16 protein-coding genes are annotated in these 14,397 nt (G+C 50.7%); 9 read left to right on the plus strand and 7 right to left on the minus strand.

Going from position 1 to position 14,397, the window contains the following annotated elements; genetic code table 11:
* Positions 1-33: 33 nt before the first annotated feature.
* Positions 34-1,698: a S8 family peptidase gene (locus tag IEY24_RS15745; RefSeq protein WP_188933731.1), complete on the plus strand. Its 1,665-nt coding sequence runs from the start codon at positions 34-36 to the stop codon at positions 1,696-1,698.
* On the opposite strand, the gene IEY24_RS15750 is transcribed toward IEY24_RS15745, so the two are convergent.
* Positions 1,685-2,224, minus strand: a complete 540-nt coding sequence (locus IEY24_RS15750) for an NUDIX hydrolase (protein ID WP_188933733.1) — start codon at positions 2,222-2,224, stop codon at positions 1,685-1,687. The genes IEY24_RS15745 and IEY24_RS15750 overlap by 14 nt on opposite strands.
* A gap of 77 nt (positions 2,225-2,301) precedes the next feature.
* Between IEY24_RS15750 and IEY24_RS15755 the strand changes: the two genes are divergently transcribed.
* Entirely contained in the window at positions 2,302-3,207 is a 906-nt protein-coding gene (locus IEY24_RS15755) for a DUF2911 domain-containing protein (RefSeq protein ID WP_188933735.1), read from the plus strand.
* Positions 3,208-3,293: 86 nt separating this feature from the next.
* Here the strand turns inward: IEY24_RS15755 and IEY24_RS15760 are convergent, their stop codons facing one another.
* The 3 genes from IEY24_RS15760 to IEY24_RS15770 are packed head-to-tail and all read right to left on the minus strand — an operon-like array spanning position 3,294 to position 5,172.
* The gene (locus IEY24_RS15760; RefSeq protein WP_188933737.1) at positions 3,294-3,902 is read right to left on the minus strand and encodes a trimeric intracellular cation channel family protein; all 609 of its coding nucleotides are present in this window, start codon (positions 3,900-3,902) and stop codon (positions 3,294-3,296) included.
* A gap of 12 nt (positions 3,903-3,914) precedes the next feature.
* Complete coding sequence (locus IEY24_RS15765; protein WP_188933739.1) at positions 3,915-4,736, minus strand: thymidylate synthase; 822 nt, start codon at positions 4,734-4,736, stop codon at positions 3,915-3,917.
* 7 nt (positions 4,737-4,743) lie between these two features.
* Positions 4,744-5,172 (minus strand): OsmC family protein, encoded by a 429-nt coding sequence (locus tag IEY24_RS15770; RefSeq protein ID WP_188933741.1) that lies wholly within the window; start codon positions 5,170-5,172, stop codon positions 4,744-4,746.
* 212 nt (positions 5,173-5,384) lie between these two features.
* On the opposite strand from IEY24_RS15770, the gene IEY24_RS15775 reads away from it, so the two are divergent.
* The 6 genes from IEY24_RS15775 to IEY24_RS15800 are packed head-to-tail and all read left to right on the plus strand — an operon-like array spanning position 5,385 to position 9,065.
* A complete protein-coding gene (locus IEY24_RS15775) occupies positions 5,385-5,621 on the plus strand; it encodes a 4a-hydroxytetrahydrobiopterin dehydratase (RefSeq protein ID WP_188935200.1) in 237 nt (78 codons plus the stop codon).
* Positions 5,618-6,322, plus strand: coding sequence for a 16S rRNA (cytidine(1402)-2'-O)-methyltransferase (gene rsmI / locus IEY24_RS15780; RefSeq protein WP_188933743.1), 705 nt, complete (start codon positions 5,618-5,620; stop codon positions 6,320-6,322). Before IEY24_RS15775 ends, rsmI begins: the two co-directional genes overlap by 4 nt.
* Positions 6,312-7,562 (plus strand): lipoprotein N-acyltransferase Lnb domain-containing protein, encoded by a 1,251-nt coding sequence (locus tag IEY24_RS15785; RefSeq protein ID WP_188933745.1) that lies wholly within the window; start codon positions 6,312-6,314, stop codon positions 7,560-7,562. Before rsmI ends, IEY24_RS15785 begins: the two co-directional genes overlap by 11 nt.
* Positions 7,528-8,322 carry an inositol monophosphatase family protein gene (locus tag IEY24_RS15790; RefSeq protein ID WP_188933747.1) on the plus strand — a complete coding sequence of 265 codons (795 nt, stop codon included), beginning with the start codon at positions 7,528-7,530 and terminating at the stop codon, positions 8,320-8,322. The genes IEY24_RS15785 and IEY24_RS15790 overlap by 35 nt, the downstream gene beginning before the upstream one ends.
* 33 nt (positions 8,323-8,355) lie before the next feature.
* Positions 8,356-8,892, plus strand: a complete 537-nt coding sequence (locus tag IEY24_RS15795) for a YfiT family bacillithiol transferase (protein ID WP_188933749.1) — start codon at positions 8,356-8,358, stop codon at positions 8,890-8,892.
* Between the two features lie 17 nt (positions 8,893-8,909).
* Complete coding sequence (locus IEY24_RS15800) at positions 8,910-9,065, plus strand: FeoB-associated Cys-rich membrane protein (RefSeq protein ID WP_188933751.1); 156 nt, start codon at positions 8,910-8,912, stop codon at positions 9,063-9,065.
* Between the two features lie 71 nt (positions 9,066-9,136).
* Here the strand turns inward: IEY24_RS15800 and acs are convergent, their stop codons facing one another.
* Complete coding sequence (acs, locus tag IEY24_RS15805) at positions 9,137-11,026, minus strand: acetate--CoA ligase (protein ID WP_188933753.1); 1,890 nt, start codon at positions 11,024-11,026, stop codon at positions 9,137-9,139.
* A 248-nt stretch (positions 11,027-11,274) separates the two neighbouring features.
* Between acs and IEY24_RS15810 the strand changes: the two genes are divergently transcribed.
* Complete coding sequence (locus IEY24_RS15810) at positions 11,275-12,501, plus strand: THUMP-like domain-containing protein (protein WP_188933755.1); 1,227 nt, start codon at positions 11,275-11,277, stop codon at positions 12,499-12,501.
* On the opposite strand, the gene IEY24_RS15815 is transcribed toward IEY24_RS15810, so the two are convergent.
* Together IEY24_RS15815 and IEY24_RS15820 are read right to left on the minus strand one after the other, a co-directional pair.
* On the minus strand, positions 12,494-12,850 hold the full coding sequence (locus tag IEY24_RS15815) for an ArsC family reductase (protein ID WP_188933757.1): 357 nt from the start codon (positions 12,848-12,850) through the stop codon (positions 12,494-12,496). The two genes, IEY24_RS15810 and IEY24_RS15815, sit on opposite strands and share 8 nt — an antisense overlap.
* Positions 12,851-12,878: 28 nt before the next feature.
* A complete protein-coding gene (locus tag IEY24_RS15820) occupies positions 12,879-14,279 on the minus strand; it encodes a dicarboxylate/amino acid:cation symporter (RefSeq protein WP_188933759.1) in 1,401 nt (466 codons plus the stop codon).
* Positions 14,280-14,397: the final 118 nt, after the last annotated feature.

Genomic DNA, 14,397 nt, shown 5'->3' on the forward strand with positions numbered 1-14,397 from the left:
AAGCAATGAACGTTGCTTTCAAAAAACTCGTCCATGAAAAAAACTTTACTGCTTGCTGCATGCTCGTTCGTCCTTGCCCAGGTAACTGCTTTCGCACAGAGTAATCCGAGGTATCTGGTTCTGTTTAAAGACAAAACGAACAGTACATATCGTGTAGACAAACCCACTGAATTTCTCTCTCAAAGGGCCGTCGACCGTCGTAAAAAGCAAAATATCCCTGTTACGACAAACGATTTCCCGGTCAATGCAGGCTACCTGTTTGCGATCCGCCAAATCGGCGCGAAAGTTATCTACCCTACCCGCTGGTTCAATGGGGCGTTGGTGGAAGCTTCCGACGCACAACTTACGCAGATCAAGGCCCTGCCGTTTTACAAAGGCATCGAACTGAACCTGCCGGTTGCCAATATTACTTCGAAATCTCCCGGCATTGCCCGCACGGCAGCCACCAACCGAAAACTAGGCACGACCGAAGACATCGACTACGGAAAAATGAATGCTCAGCTTGCATTAATGGAAGTAGCCGATTTGCACAAAAAAGGTTTCCAGGGTGAAAACATGCTTATTGCCATTCTGGACAATGGTTTCGCCAGGGGCGATGAAGTGGCCTATTTCAAACAATTGCGTGACGAAAAGCGCCTCATCGATACGCACGACTTTGTCGCCCGCGACGGTAATATTTACAACGACGGCTTCCACGGCCTGAATGTCATGTCGACGATCGCCGCTTACCAACCCGGCACTCTGGTCGGTACTGCATTCAAAGCCTCATTTGCATTATATGTCACTGAAAACAACTTCGGCGAATCGCCCTACGAAGAAATCACCTGGCTCATGGCCGCCGAACGCGCCGACAGCCTCGGCGCAGATGTTATCAACTCCTCGCTAGGCTACACGACTTTCGATGACGAATTCGACTCGCCCGCGTACAACCACACGTACAAGGACATGGACGGCAAGACCACCATCGTAAGCCGCGCCGCGCGTTACGCCACGCGCAAGGGCATATTGGTTGTAAATTCTGCAGGTAACGATGGAAGTAACAGCTGGAAATACATAGGCGCTCCGGCAGATGTGGATTCGGTGTTGACCGTCGGCGCTACCAATTACGACCGTAGCTACGCCTCATTGAGTTCCATAGGGCCCAACTCCGCGGGTGTCCGCAAACCGGACGTCTCCGCCGTGGGCGCAGGAACCGTCGTCGGTGATCTCAACGGCGGCACTTCGAGCGGCTACGGTACTTCATTTTCCGCTCCGCAAATCGCCGGTGTAGCCGCCATCCTCTGGCAAGCATTTCCGAACCTGACGGCGCAGCAGGTTATTTATGTATTGAAAAAATCGGGTCACCTGGCTGCTACGCCCGACAATTTGCTGGGCTATGGCGTTCCGAACCTGGTTAAAGCACAGGAAATCGCGCAGAACGAATTCGCACCGCTCGGGACCGAAGGAGAATTGCTGAGCTCCGTCGTTCTTTCACCCAACCCGGCGCAGGATGAGGTGACGCTTACGGTCCCGCAAACGCTGATCGGTAAAATGGCCAATGTAAGCCTGTTTGCGGCAAGCGGCGCAACGGTGCATTCGGCTGCGGCACGACTTGCTGCCAAACACACCATCGCTACCGGTCAGCTCGCGTCAGGCCTTTACCTGGTCCGCGTCAAAGTTGATAACCAGGAAAGGACGTTGAAGTTTATAAAGCGCTAGTTTTCCTTACCATCCGCATAATGGACTCGGAGTCGTTGGAATGCTGTACTTTGGAGACCGGTACCCATTGCACGTCTTTGGATTCACTGTTCAATACAATTTCCTGCCCTTCCGCCGCTTTGAAAGCAAAGCGAATGTCGTAATGGTAGTGCTCGGGAATATCTTTGCTGACGGGGATTAAATGCACGTCAACATCGAAAATGCCGTCTTTCAATGCTTGCAGGTCGGTGATACCGGTTTCTTCCATCACTTCTTTCATCGCCACTTCCCGCACATCCGGGTCGCCGTCGCAATGGCCGCCCGGCTGGAACCAGCGGTCGAGTTTGCGGTGGTGCATCAACAGTACCGAATCTTTCCCCGGTGAAAGCACCCAGCCCGATGCTGTAATATGGCCTTTCAGCAGGGATCGTTCGAAACACTCGGGGTGCTGTTTTACAAAATCGACGGTATCATTGTGCATTTCAGCTTCTAAGCCCTGCTCCGGCTCGTACGATGCCAGCAATGCTAGCAAACTGTCCCTGTTCATTTAGACTATCTGGTTTTTTCGTTCTAATTTCACCACAAGTTTAACAACTGAAAGCAATAAACCACCTTATTCAAACAATGAAAAAGTATCTATTATCCATGTCCCTCGCTGCGTTGTTAGCGACCAGCGCATTAGCACAACGCGTGCCGGCGCCCAGCCCCGCAGCCACTGTCATGCAAACCGTTGGTGTAACCGATTTCACCGTCAAATATTCGCGCCCGTTCATCAAAGGCCGTAAAGTATTCGCCAACGAATCGGCTTTGGCCCCTTATGACCAGCTTTGGCGCACCGGCGCCAATATGGCTACCGTCTTCGAGTCCAGCACCGAGTTCACATTTGGCGGTAAAAAAGTACCGGCAGGTAAGTATGCACTGTTCTCGATTCCCAATGGTGCCGCGTGGACTGTTATTTTGAATAAAGACTACAACCAGGGTGGTAGCGATAACTATAAAGAATCGGAAGACGTTGCGCGTACGACCGTCGTGCCTACGTCGAACGAATACAATGAGGCATTCAAAATCGAAATCGAACCGGTAACAGACAGCACCGCGTTTTTGAATCTTTCATGGTCGTCGGTAAACGTGCCGGTCCCCCTCGCGGTAAGCACAGAATCGCTTACGTTGACGGCATTGAACAAAGCCGTAGCCGAAAAGCCCGAGGACGTGGCTACATTGCAAAGCACAGCAGGTTACCTTTTGTCGAAAGGCAAAGATTTGCAGGTAGCGCTTTCACTGGCCGATAAGGCGATTGGTCTGAAAGAATCATTCGGCGCATTGTGGACCAAAGCGCAGATTTTGAATAAACTCGGCAAAACCGCCGAAGCGATACCCGTGGCGCAAAAAGCATTGACAGTGGGTGCAGCGGCACCCGATGGTGCTTACAACTTTTATAAACCACAAGTGGAGAAAGCTATCGCCGAAATGCAGGCCAAAGCGGCACCGGTGAAAGAAGCTGTTTCGACCGTTAAAAAGAAGAAGAAATAAAAGTTTGTCAGCGGAGTCGAAGGCCGTCGCTGGAACCGCCTTCGACTCCGCTGACACTTAATCACATCTGATACAACCTCACCTCTCTACCTAAAAAACCGCGGAACGCTCCATTGGTAACGCACGGCCAATATCCTCAGCACGATAATCACAATGGCCGATAAAATGAATGTAACATTCCGTTCCACGCCGAAACTATCGAGGATCAGGTACACGCAGGCGCCCGTAAAGCACGCGGTTGCATATACTTCCTTTCGGTAAATAATAGGAATTTCGTTCGTCATCACGTCACGGATCACCCCGCCCATAGTGGCCGTAAAAACGCCCATAATCACGGCAATCTCCGGCCTGACGCCCAAATGCAGCGCCTTTTCAGTCCCTACCAAAGTAAAAAGCGCAATCCCGAAAGTATCGAAGAGGAACAGCGTTTTGCGCAGCCTGAGCAGGAATTTATAGAAAATAAATGTGACAAGAATGCCTAGGATAATGGCATGGATGATGGTAATATCGTTGATCCACACCAGCGGGTAACTGCCCAGCAGCACATCGCGGAGCGTGCCACCTCCAATGGACGAAATAAAGGCTGTGAAGCTCGCACCGAACCAATCCTGGTGCTTCTGATCCTTCACAGCCAATGCGCCGGAAATCGCGAATGCGAACGTCCCGACGATCTCTAATATGTATTGAATACTCATGCCCGGCTACGGTTACACGGCTACCGGGGCCTTAATACCCGGCCATGGGTTGTAATTCCGCAGCTCGAAATCTTCAAATTTGAAGTCCAGCACATCCCTCACTTCCGGGTTCAAAATCATTTGCGGCAATTCGCGCGGCTCGCGGCTGAGTTGTGTTTCTACCTGTTCCAAATGGTTCAGATAAATGTGGGTGTCGCCTCCGGTCCAGACGAAGTCGCCCAGATCGAGGTCGCACTCCTGCGCGATCATCATCGTTAGCAATGCATAGCTGGCAATATTGAATGGCACGCCGAGGAAAACGTCCGCGCTGCGCTGGTAGAGCTGGCAGGAAAGCTTACCTTTCGTTTCGCCTGCCTCGGTATCGGGCGGCGCCACGTAAAACTGAAACAACGCATGACACGGATGCAGCTTCATTTGCGGCAGCTCTGCCGGGTTCCAGGCCGAAACGATAATGCGGCGCGAATCCGGAGAATTTTTGAGTTGTTTCAAAACTTCCTTCAGCTGGTCGATCGATTGGCCGTCCGCACCTTCCCAGCTCCGCCATTGCTTGCCGTATACCGGTCCGAGGTCGCCGTTTTCATCGGCCCATTCGTCCCAGATCGACACGCCATTTTCTTTCAGATAAGCGATATTGGTATCGCCCTGCAAAAACCACAACAGCTCGTAAATGATCGATTTGGTGTGCACTTTTTTGGTCGTTACCAGCGGGAAACCCTTTTTGAGGTCGAAACGCATCTGGTATCCAAAAACGCTGATCGTGCCGGTGCCGGTCCTGTCGGCTTTTCTGACGCCTTCTTTCAGGATGTGGCGCAGCAGGTCGTGGTATTGTTGCATGATTTATTTAAACTGAGGCGATTTCAACGTCGTAAGTAATGGTTGCCAGCGCTTCCAGCTGAGCGGTTGCCGAGCAGTATTTCTCCATCGAAAGCCCGATCGCACGCTGGATCTTGGCCTCGTCGAGATTCACACCCGCAAATTTGAATGCCAAATGTATTTTCCGGAATGGCTTGCGCTGGGTGTCGGGTTCCTGTTCGCGATCGCCGTCGGCCACGATGCGGAAGTCTGTAATTTCCTGGCGCTGCTTTTTGAGGATCAGCACCACATCGATGGCGCTGCAACTTGCAAGGCCCATCAGCAATAACTCCATCGGCCTCACGCCGAGGTTTTGGCCGCCGATCTCTGGCGAGCCGTCGGTATGTACTTTTACTTCGGAGGAACCGGTGCCTTCGAAATGGAAGGCGTCATCTACGCGGACTAGTTCTACTTTCATAATGGTTGCCTCGTGTTTCGAAGGCTGTCTTAATTGAATCTATAAACTCTAAAGCTTTTACAACCGGCCAAAGTTCAAATATACTGGATCGGTATGGAATCGGCCAGATTAACCTTATATTCGTTTCCGGAAATCTCCCTTCAAAACACGGATGCCGCATGGAATGGCATAAGTATTTTGGCAGGAAACAGTACAACAAAACACCCGAAACCATGTGGAAGGAAGAGGACAACAAACTTAAAAAAAGCTATTCGTTCAAGGATTTCCGTGCAGCTTTTGCCTTTATGAACAAAGTGGCCGATGTTGTGAACGAGATGAACCACCATCCCTACTGGACGAATATGTACAACAGGGTCAGTTTTGAATTGAATACCCACGATGCCGGTGACGTCGTAACCGAAAAAGACCATCAGCTGGCCGCGGCGATCGACCGGATTTATAACGCATGAAACTCTATATAGTACCCACGCCTATCGGCAACCTCGAAGACATTACATTAAGGGCAATCAACGTGCTAAAGAGCGTCGATGTAGTCCTGGCAGAAGATACCCGTACATCCGGAAATCTGCTCAAACATCTCGGCATCTCGAAGCCTTTACACAGCTATCACATTCACAACGAGCACCAGACTGTCGCCCGTGTGGTGGAGCGCATCCGCAAGGGTGAGACGATGGCGCTGGTGTCCGACGCCGGTACGCCCGCCGTGTCCGACCCCGGCTTCCTGCTCGTGCGTGCGTGTATACGTGAGGGCGTACCCGTGGAATGCTTGCCCGGGCCTACCGCATTCGTTCCCGCATTGGTCAATTCAGGCCTGCCTAACGACCGTTTTACATTCGAAGGCTTTCTTCCGCATAAAAAAGGAAGACAAACAAGGCTCCAAAACCTTGCCAATGAGGAGCGGACAATGGTTTTTTACGAATCGCCGCACCGGTTGGTAAAAGCATTACAGCAATTCGCCGAGCATTTCGGTGCCGACAGGCAGGTTTGCGTTTCAAGGGAATTGAGCAAGATGTTTGAAGAAAATGTCCGCGGGACTGTTACGGAGGTCATCGCGCATTTCGGCGAGAAAACTGTAAAAGGAGAAATTGTGATCGTCGTGGCTGGCAAAGCCGATGAAAAGCGTAAATCCGATGAGGAAGATGAGGATTAAACATTTCTATAACACCATGCATTTACCGCGGCTCGCAACGCTTTTGTGCCTTTTCTTCCTGACCTTTCCGTTCGTTTCTCGGGCGCAGTTCACCATTTTGAGCCCTTCGGCTAAGATCAGCCTGGTTACCATCGGCCCGGGGACGGAGCTCTATTCCGGCTTTGGGCATAGCGTGCTTTGGGTGTATGATCCTATGACGGGCGTCGACCGGGCATTCAATTATGGTACATTCAGGTTTGAGGAAGGCAATTTTTATATCAAATTCCTGAGAGGGACATTGCCTTACAGCGTCTCCGTGTCGCCACTTTCTTATCAGATCGCGCATTATCAGGAGGAAAACCGCTCCGTTTCCGAGCAGGTCTTAAATCTTTCAATCCCTCAAAAACAAAGACTTTACAACTTCCTGGAAAACAACTATCTGCCCGAAAACCGGGAATATCAATACAAATTCTTCTACGACAATTGCGCCACCCGCATGACCGTCGCATTGAAAGCAGCCGTCGGCGACAGCCTCATTTACAATGGTTACACCAAAGAAAAACTGAGCTTCCGCCAGTGGATAGACCGGTATGCATTCAAACAAAACCCTTGGGCCGACTTTGGAATGGACCTGGCGATAGGCGCACCGTCCGACGAAATTGCCACCCCTGAGCAGGCCACTTTCCTGCCCGATAACCTCGCCACGGCATTTGCGGATGCCAAAGTGAAAACAGCTACCGGCACTGCGCCGCTTGTATCCTCGACGAGGCCCTTGTTTACCGCTAGCCCACCGCCGCCCGTCAGCCCTTTCACCCCTACTCTCGTTTTCTGGTCGCTTGCCATCCTTACACTGGCGTTTACCTACTGGCAGATCAGGGCCAATAACATCAATTTTGTGTTTGATAAGGTACTTTTTGGAATTGCCGGTTTTGCCGGGTGGATTATATTGCTGTTGTGGTTCGGCACAAACCATGGAGTTACCGGTTATAATTACGATATCCTGTGGGCATTTCCGCTGTGGATGCCGCTGATTTTCTCTCTTTCGAAAAACAGGAAACCCGGTTGGTTTCAGTATTTGTTGATTTTTTATGCATTTCTGTTACTTTGCGCAACGGGTAATCTCGCAAAGCATAACCTGGTGTTGATACCCATCCTGGCGACGTTGATCATCAGGGTTTACTATATTAACAATTCACTTTCAAAAATCCCCCAAAAGGAAGTTGCGTATGGATCTGGAGTTGCTGACACAAAAAACCATTGAAATAGTAAGGCAGGCATCCTCATTTATCCAGCGGGAAGCGGCCCTTTTTTCTCGCGATAAAATCGAGTATAAAGACCTCAATAACCTGGTTTCCTACGTGGACAAGGAAGCTGAAAAGTTGCTGGTAACTGGCTTGCAGGAAATCCTCCCGGAAGCCAGTTTCATTACGGAAGAAGGCACCACCGGCCAGGAACCCGATCCCGAGGCATTAAACTGGATCATCGATCCGCTCGACGGCACCACCAATTTCATCCACGGTATTCCTGTGTATTGCGTGAGCGTAGGCCTCGCACGCGGGAAAGAGCTGCTCGTGGGCGTTATCCACGAACCCAGCCTGAACGAAATGTTCTATGGCTGGCAAGGCGGAGGGGCGTGGTGTAATGGTAAAAATGTCAGAGTCTCATCTGTCCCGAAATTGCAGGACGGCCTCATTGCTACCGGCTTTCCCTATTACAAATTTGAAAAGCAAAAGCGCTACATGTATATCCTCGAACTCCTGATGCAAAAAACCCACGGCATCCGCCGGATGGGCGCCGCAGCGGTAGATCTGGCCTATGTAGCGGCAGGCCGTTTTGATGGTTTCTACGAATACAACCTCAATTCCTGGGACATGGCAGCGGGCACGCTGCTCATCAAAGAAGCAGGCGGCATTGTAACGGACTTTAATGGCGGCGATAACTACCTTTTTGGAGGCGACATCATCGCCGCCGCCCCCGGTGCACATCCCGAACTCGTGCAGGTTATCAGTGAAAATTTCTGAACGCGATACACTCATTCAATTACCACCACATCCATGAACTTGAACGAACTCCAATACCCCATAGGCCAATTCCAGGCCCAGGAAAGCTACACATCTTCCGAGATCAAATCGAATATTCAGATTATCAGTGCATTGCCATCGAAGTTCATCAACCTGCTGGGCAGCTGGGATGATCATCGCCTGGATACACCGTACCGCCCCGATGGCTGGACGGTACGCCAACTTATCCACCACGTGGCCGATAGCCATATCAACGCCTACACCCGTTGCCGACTGGCAATGACAGAGGATAACCCGGTGATCAAGCCCTACGAGGAGCAGCTGTGGGCCGAGTTGCCGGATGCGAAAACTGCGCAGGTTGAATTGTCGCTACAATTGCTGCGCTATGTGCATTTGCGCTGGGTGTTGCTGCTCAACTCGCTGGATGAAAATGACCTGGCACGGACGTATTTCCATCCCGGCTCTCAAAAGTCGTTCCGCCTCGACGAAGTAATCGCCAATTATGCGTGGCACAGCGAGCACCACTACCAGCACGCATTCAGGCTGGCGCAGCGGAACAATTGGCAATAAAAAGCCGTTAGGGATTCATGGAGCAGCAAATCATTATTTGGGTATTATTTTTGGTCGCGGCGGGCTACATGGGCTGGCGGATCTGGAAAGCTTTCGATCGTCGGAATAGCGGCGGATGCGCCAAAGGGTGTGGCTGCGCCGCGGATAAAATGAGTTCGGTTAAGATCAAATAGATTTCTCGCTCTGAGAAAATGCAAAAGGCCCCGATCGGGGCCTTTTGACTTATGTTCAATACTTTCTGATCTTACAATTTACCGGCCTTAATCTCTTCCACAACCGCAGGATCGAGCAATGTCGAAGTATCTCCCAGGTTGTTCACATCACCTTCCGAAATCTTCCTCAAAATCCTCCGCATGATCTTACCTGAACGTGTCTTTGGCAAACCGGATACGAATTGAACCTTGTCCGGCTTGGCGATCGGGCCGATAATGCGGGAAACGGTCGCTGAAATGTCTTTTCTAAACATTTCGGGATCCTGGGGTGCGTGTTCCGTGATCACGTAAGCATAAATGCCCTGCCCTTTAATGTCGTGCGGGTAACCGACCACTGCCGATTCCACCACACCCAGGTGCATATTGATCGCATTCTCCACCTCTGCAGTGCCGATCCGGTGGCCCGATACGTTCAGTACATCGTCGACACGACCGGTAATGCGGTAGTAACCGTCCTCGTCGCGCAAGCAGCCATCGCCGGTAAAATACATGCCCGGATAGGTCGAGAAATACGTTTGGCGACAACGCTCATGGTCGCCGTAGGTGGTGCGGATAATGCCTGGCCACGGGAATTTAATGCAAAGGTTACCGCTTACGCCGTTTCCTTCAATTTCCTTGCCGCTTTCATCCACCAGCACAGGCTGGATTCCCGGCAATGGTAATGTCGCAAACGTGGGTTTTTCCGGAGTAATGCCCGCGAGCGGGGAAATCATAATACCACCGTTTTCCGTCTGCCACCAGGTGTCCACCAGCGGGCAATGATCGCCGCCGATGTTGGTTTTGTACCAGTGCCATGCCTCTTCGTTGATCGGTTCTCCCACGGAGCCCAGCTTTTTGAGCGAAGAAAAATCATGTCCTTTTACATAGTCCAGGCCAAAGCCCATCAGCGAGCGAATGGCGGTTGGCGCTGTGTAAAGGATATTAACTTTATGTCTTTCAACGATTTTCCAGAAACGGCTTGCATCCGGGTAAGTAGGAACGCCTTCGAACACCAGCGAAGTGGCACCGTAGCACAGCGGACCATATACGATGTAGCTGTGGCCGGTAATCCAACCGATATCGGCAGTACAGAAATGCACTTCGCCCGGCTCGTATTGGAATACATTCGCGAACGTGTAGGTGGCGTAGATCATGTAGCCGCCGCAGGTATGCACCACACCTTTCGGCTTGCCTGTCGACCCGGAAGTATACAGAATGAAAAGCATATCCTCTGCATCCATCGGCTCTGCCGGGCACACGGAGTTTACTTGTTTCACTTCGTCTTCCCACCACAGGTCGCGGCCTTTGAGCATATGCACCGGCGTGCGCGTGCGGGTAAGTACGATCACTTTTTCCACTGTCGAGCACTGTACCAATGCTTCGTCCACGGTGTCCTTCATCGGGATCACTTTCGAGCCACGGAATGCGCCGTCGGAGGTGATCACCATCGAGCACTCGGCGTCGTTGATACGGTCGGCTATGGATTTGGCAGAAAAACCACCAAAAACAACCGAATGCACCGCCCCGATACGTGCGCAGGCCAGCACGGCGATAGTCAGCTCGGGCACCATCGGCAGATATATACAAACCCGGTCACCCTTTTTAACCCCATGCTTTTTGAGCACATTGGCAAAGCGGCAAACCTGGTCAAATAAAACATGGTAGGTTAAAGTCACTGCCTGATCTTCGGGATTATTGGGTTCCCAGATAATCGCAGGCTGATCGCCGCGTTCGGCAAGGTGACGGTCGAGGGCATTTTCGGTGATATTCATCACCCCGCCTTCAAACCATTTGGTACGCGCTTCCTGAAAGTCCCAGCTTAGCACTTTCTTCCACGGTTTACGCCATTGAAATTGTTGGGCCACTTCCGCCCAGAAACCTTCGGGATCGTCTACACTTTGTTGGTAAGCAACCTTATACTCTTCAAAGGTCTTAATTCTCATGATAAATAAAGGTTTTAACAGGGATATTTAGGATTTGGCTGCCAAGTTATAATTTTCATTTGGTTAGTCCTACTTGCATAGAAACTGTATTACGGACACTTGAAGGCCATTTTATTGATAATCAATCGATAGCAGAAGATCAGCAATTGTTATCAATCTAATAATATTTCAAATCCTGCCCGCAAAGCGCCGGTATTGCTGTCGATGGATAAAAAGATGTACTTTCGGACTTCGAACTAGTTGAACAAATGAGTAACGGGCAAGGAATGGCCACAGAAGGCGAAGTACAGGAGGGACTAACAGTGGAAGAGATCGCATTCATCCACGGACATTTGCATGATAACGTCGGCGAACTAATCTTGAAAGCCGGCAAGTTCAAAGGATTGGATGTGAAGAAGCTGGCGGCACAGATCCAGTCGCGGCAGAAAGCTCTCAAAAAACTTCCCGAATGGTCGACCAATGAAAAGCTGATCTTCCCGCCTGCCCTGTCGGTGGAACAATGCTCGTCGGAGGCGACGGCGCATTACAAGGCCAGTATTGTTTCCGGCGATAGGCTGATCGATATTACCGGCGGCATGGGCATCGATTGCTACTACATGAGCCGCAGCTTCACAGATACCCATTATTTTGAACAACAACCCGAAGTGGCGTCCACTGCCGCATACAACTTCACGCAACTGGGCGCGACACGTATACATGTACACGCGGGCGAGTCGCTGCATGCGTTGCACGATGGCCTGAACGCCGACTGGCTTTACGCTGATCCTGCCCGCCGCGATGCCAACAAAGAAAAGGTAGTGCGCCTCGCCGATTGCACGCCCGATGTTGCCGGAAATGCAGCATTGCTGTTAAATGCAGCTCCCCATATTTTAATCAAAACCTCTCCTCTGCTCGACATCGACCTCGCTTCGAAGGAACTGCAAAAACTCAAAGAAGTGCATGTGATAGGTTACGAACAGGAATGCAAAGAGCTGCTCTTCGTACTCGACCGCGAAATGCCGGAGCAGGATTTTAAAATCAAAGTCCGCATGATCGATGCAGCCGGGCAGCCCATTCACGAGCTGGATTTCGACCGGGAGGAAGAGCGTTCGGCGGTAGTCAGTTATGCCAAACCGCTCGGCTACTTATATGAACCTCACGCCGCTGTGCTGAAAGCAGGCGCATTCAAGACGCTTTGTACGCGGTTCAATGTGCAAAAGTTGGCCATGCATAGCCAGCTTTATACCTCGGAAGAATATGTGAATGACTTCCCGGGGCGCAGTTTCAGGATCGTAGCTGTTTGTAAACCTGATATCCGGGAGATTTCACAGCATATACCCGGCGATAAGGCAAACATTACCGCCCGCAATTTTCCCGCAAAACCCGAAGAATTGAGGAAGAAGTGGAAACTCAAAGATGGTGGCGATCATTATCTGTTCGCCACCACCCTTGCCGATCAATCGAAAGTCGTGATCGTATGTGTAAAACCTATTTAAGGTAGGTTTCTTCGTAGATTTTTTCGGAATAACCGAGCGTCAGCGCTTTGCCGTTTTCGTCCTCAATTACCGGCCGTTTAATGGCCGTGGGGTTCGATGAGAGCAATTTTGCGGCAGTTTTCGCGTCGATCACTTTTGCTTTTTCTTCGTCGCTGAGCTCTTTCCAGGTGGTCGAAGCTTTGTTTAAAACCTTGTCCCAGGGAAATTCACTGAACCAGCTGCTTACTTTTTCCGGACTGATGCCGTCTTTTCGGTAATCGTAAAACTGGTAGGCCACCTTGTTTTTGTCGAGCCAGGTGCGGGCTTTTTTAATGGTATCGCAATTCGGGATTCCGTAAAGGGTCAACATAAAAATTTACTCTGAAAATGACGTGATGTTAAACTTCGGTCGCTTCGGCTTCTTCCACAACCTTGTCCGAATCGTGCATTTTCTGATCATCGAGCTCGCCTTCCCAACGGGCGATAACGGCTGTTGCCAGACAGTTTCCGGTCACATTCACCGACGTACGGGCCATATCCATCAGTTCATCGATCCCCATGATCAGCAATACAGGCCATTCGGGCATCCCAAAGTTAGCGATCGCGCCCAATAATATCACCAAAGTGGCCCTCGGTATGCCGGCTACGCCTTTGCTGGTAAGCATTAACAACAATACCATCGTAAACTGCTGCCCGATCGACATTTCAGTACCGGTTGCCTGCGCTACGAACACCGTTGCCAGGGCCAGATATAATGTTGAACCGTCGAGATTGAAACTATAACCCGTTGGCATTACAAAAGATACGATCTGCCTGGGCACACCGAATTTCTCCATTTTCTCCATGGCTTTGGGCAATGCGGATTCGGAACTTGTGGTGGCAAATGCAATGGAAACCGGTTCGAAAATGACTTTGGCGAATTTGATGACCGGGATCCTGGCGATCATCGCGATCGGTACGAATACGATGAGGATGAAGACGATCAGCGCACAATATAATGTCGCCAGGAGCAATGCGAGGTTTTTCAAAACGTCGATACCCATGTGGCCTACCGTTTCGGCAATGGCCGCTCCCACCCCGATCGGTGCGAAGTACATGATGATCTTGGTAAATTTGAACATGACCTCGGCCAGCAGCTCTACCCCGTGCACGAATTTCTCTTTCTTCACCGAAGGCAGCAATGCAAGGCTAATGCCAAAAAGCACGCTGAAAACGACGATTTGCAACACCTCGCCGTGGTAAATCGATTTGGCGACGTTTTCCGGGAACGAATGCAACACGATTTCCTGCCAGGTTTGCTGGTTTACTTTGGGCAAAGTCGCATTCAGGCTTTCAGGGGGTATTATACCTACGCCCGGCTTGAACCAGTTGGCAAATACCAGCCCGATGACCAGCGCAAATGTCGTGACGACTTCAAAATACAACAGCGATTTCCAGCCCATCCGGCCTACCTGTTTCAGGTCGGAATGGCCGGCGATACCGGTTACGAGCGTCGCAAAAAGCAACGGTGCGATCACCGTTTTAATCATTTGAAGGAATATCTGCCGCAGGAAGTGCAGCTCGGTGCCCATTTTCGGGAAATCGTAGCCGATTTCCGTTCCGACGAGCATGGATATCAGGATCGAAGTGGTGAGGTTCCTTTTCAGGATCGCGTACACGATCAGGCTCGCCAGCGCCAGCCAGCGCAGGCTTATGAGCACACTATCAGACAACGGCAGGATATCATAAGCACTTAAAACGGAGGCTATCGCGGCAATGGTAACCAGCACGATATTGATAATGGTAATCTTGCTCTTCATACAGGGAATTTGGTATTCTAAATTAGTTTGTAACGGTAAACTTATAAAAAATCAAATTAAGCACGACCATACCCTCCAATGCATTTAATCCAAAACACAGAATTATTAGAATGTTTTG

The sequence above is a fragment of the Dyadobacter endophyticus genome, assembly GCF_014641595.1.
In the GTDB taxonomy this organism is placed as follows: Bacteria; Bacteroidota; Bacteroidia; order Cytophagales; family Spirosomataceae; genus Dyadobacter; species Dyadobacter endophyticus.

What these genes read in the sequence shown, in the direction of transcription:
- IEY24_RS15745 (WP_188933731.1), top strand. Translation starts at nt 34, where the DNA reads ATGAAAAAAACTTTACTGCTTGCTGCATGCTCGTTCGTCCTTGCCCAG.
- IEY24_RS15750 (WP_188933733.1), bottom strand. Translation starts at nt 2,224, where the DNA reads ATGAACAGGGACAGTTTGCTAGCATTGCTGGCATCGTACGAGCCGGAG.
- IEY24_RS15755 (WP_188933735.1), top strand. Translation starts at nt 2,302, where the DNA reads ATGAAAAAGTATCTATTATCCATGTCCCTCGCTGCGTTGTTAGCGACC.
- IEY24_RS15760 (WP_188933737.1), bottom strand. Translation starts at nt 3,902, where the DNA reads ATGAGTATTCAATACATATTAGAGATCGTCGGGACGTTCGCATTCGCG.
- IEY24_RS15765 (WP_188933739.1), bottom strand. Translation starts at nt 4,736, where the DNA reads ATGCAACAATACCACGACCTGCTGCGCCACATCCTGAAAGAAGGCGTC.
- IEY24_RS15770 (WP_188933741.1), bottom strand. Translation starts at nt 5,172, where the DNA reads ATGAAAGTAGAACTAGTCCGCGTAGATGACGCCTTCCATTTCGAAGGC.
- IEY24_RS15775 (WP_188935200.1), top strand. Translation starts at nt 5,385, where the DNA reads ATGTGGAAGGAAGAGGACAACAAACTTAAAAAAAGCTATTCGTTCAAG.
- rsmI (WP_188933743.1), top strand. Translation starts at nt 5,618, where the DNA reads ATGAAACTCTATATAGTACCCACGCCTATCGGCAACCTCGAAGACATT.
- IEY24_RS15785 (WP_188933745.1), top strand. Translation starts at nt 6,312, where the DNA reads ATGAGGATTAAACATTTCTATAACACCATGCATTTACCGCGGCTCGCA.
- IEY24_RS15790 (WP_188933747.1), top strand. Translation starts at nt 7,528, where the DNA reads ATGGATCTGGAGTTGCTGACACAAAAAACCATTGAAATAGTAAGGCAG.
- IEY24_RS15795 (WP_188933749.1), top strand. Translation starts at nt 8,356, where the DNA reads ATGAACTTGAACGAACTCCAATACCCCATAGGCCAATTCCAGGCCCAG.
- IEY24_RS15800 (WP_188933751.1), top strand. Translation starts at nt 8,910, where the DNA reads ATGGAGCAGCAAATCATTATTTGGGTATTATTTTTGGTCGCGGCGGGC.
- acs (WP_188933753.1), bottom strand. Translation starts at nt 11,026, where the DNA reads ATGAGAATTAAGACCTTTGAAGAGTATAAGGTTGCTTACCAACAAAGT.
- IEY24_RS15810 (WP_188933755.1), top strand. Translation starts at nt 11,275, where the DNA reads ATGAGTAACGGGCAAGGAATGGCCACAGAAGGCGAAGTACAGGAGGGA.
- IEY24_RS15815 (WP_188933757.1), bottom strand. Translation starts at nt 12,850, where the DNA reads ATGTTGACCCTTTACGGAATCCCGAATTGCGATACCATTAAAAAAGCC.
- IEY24_RS15820 (WP_188933759.1), bottom strand. Translation starts at nt 14,279, where the DNA reads ATGAAGAGCAAGATTACCATTATCAATATCGTGCTGGTTACCATTGCC.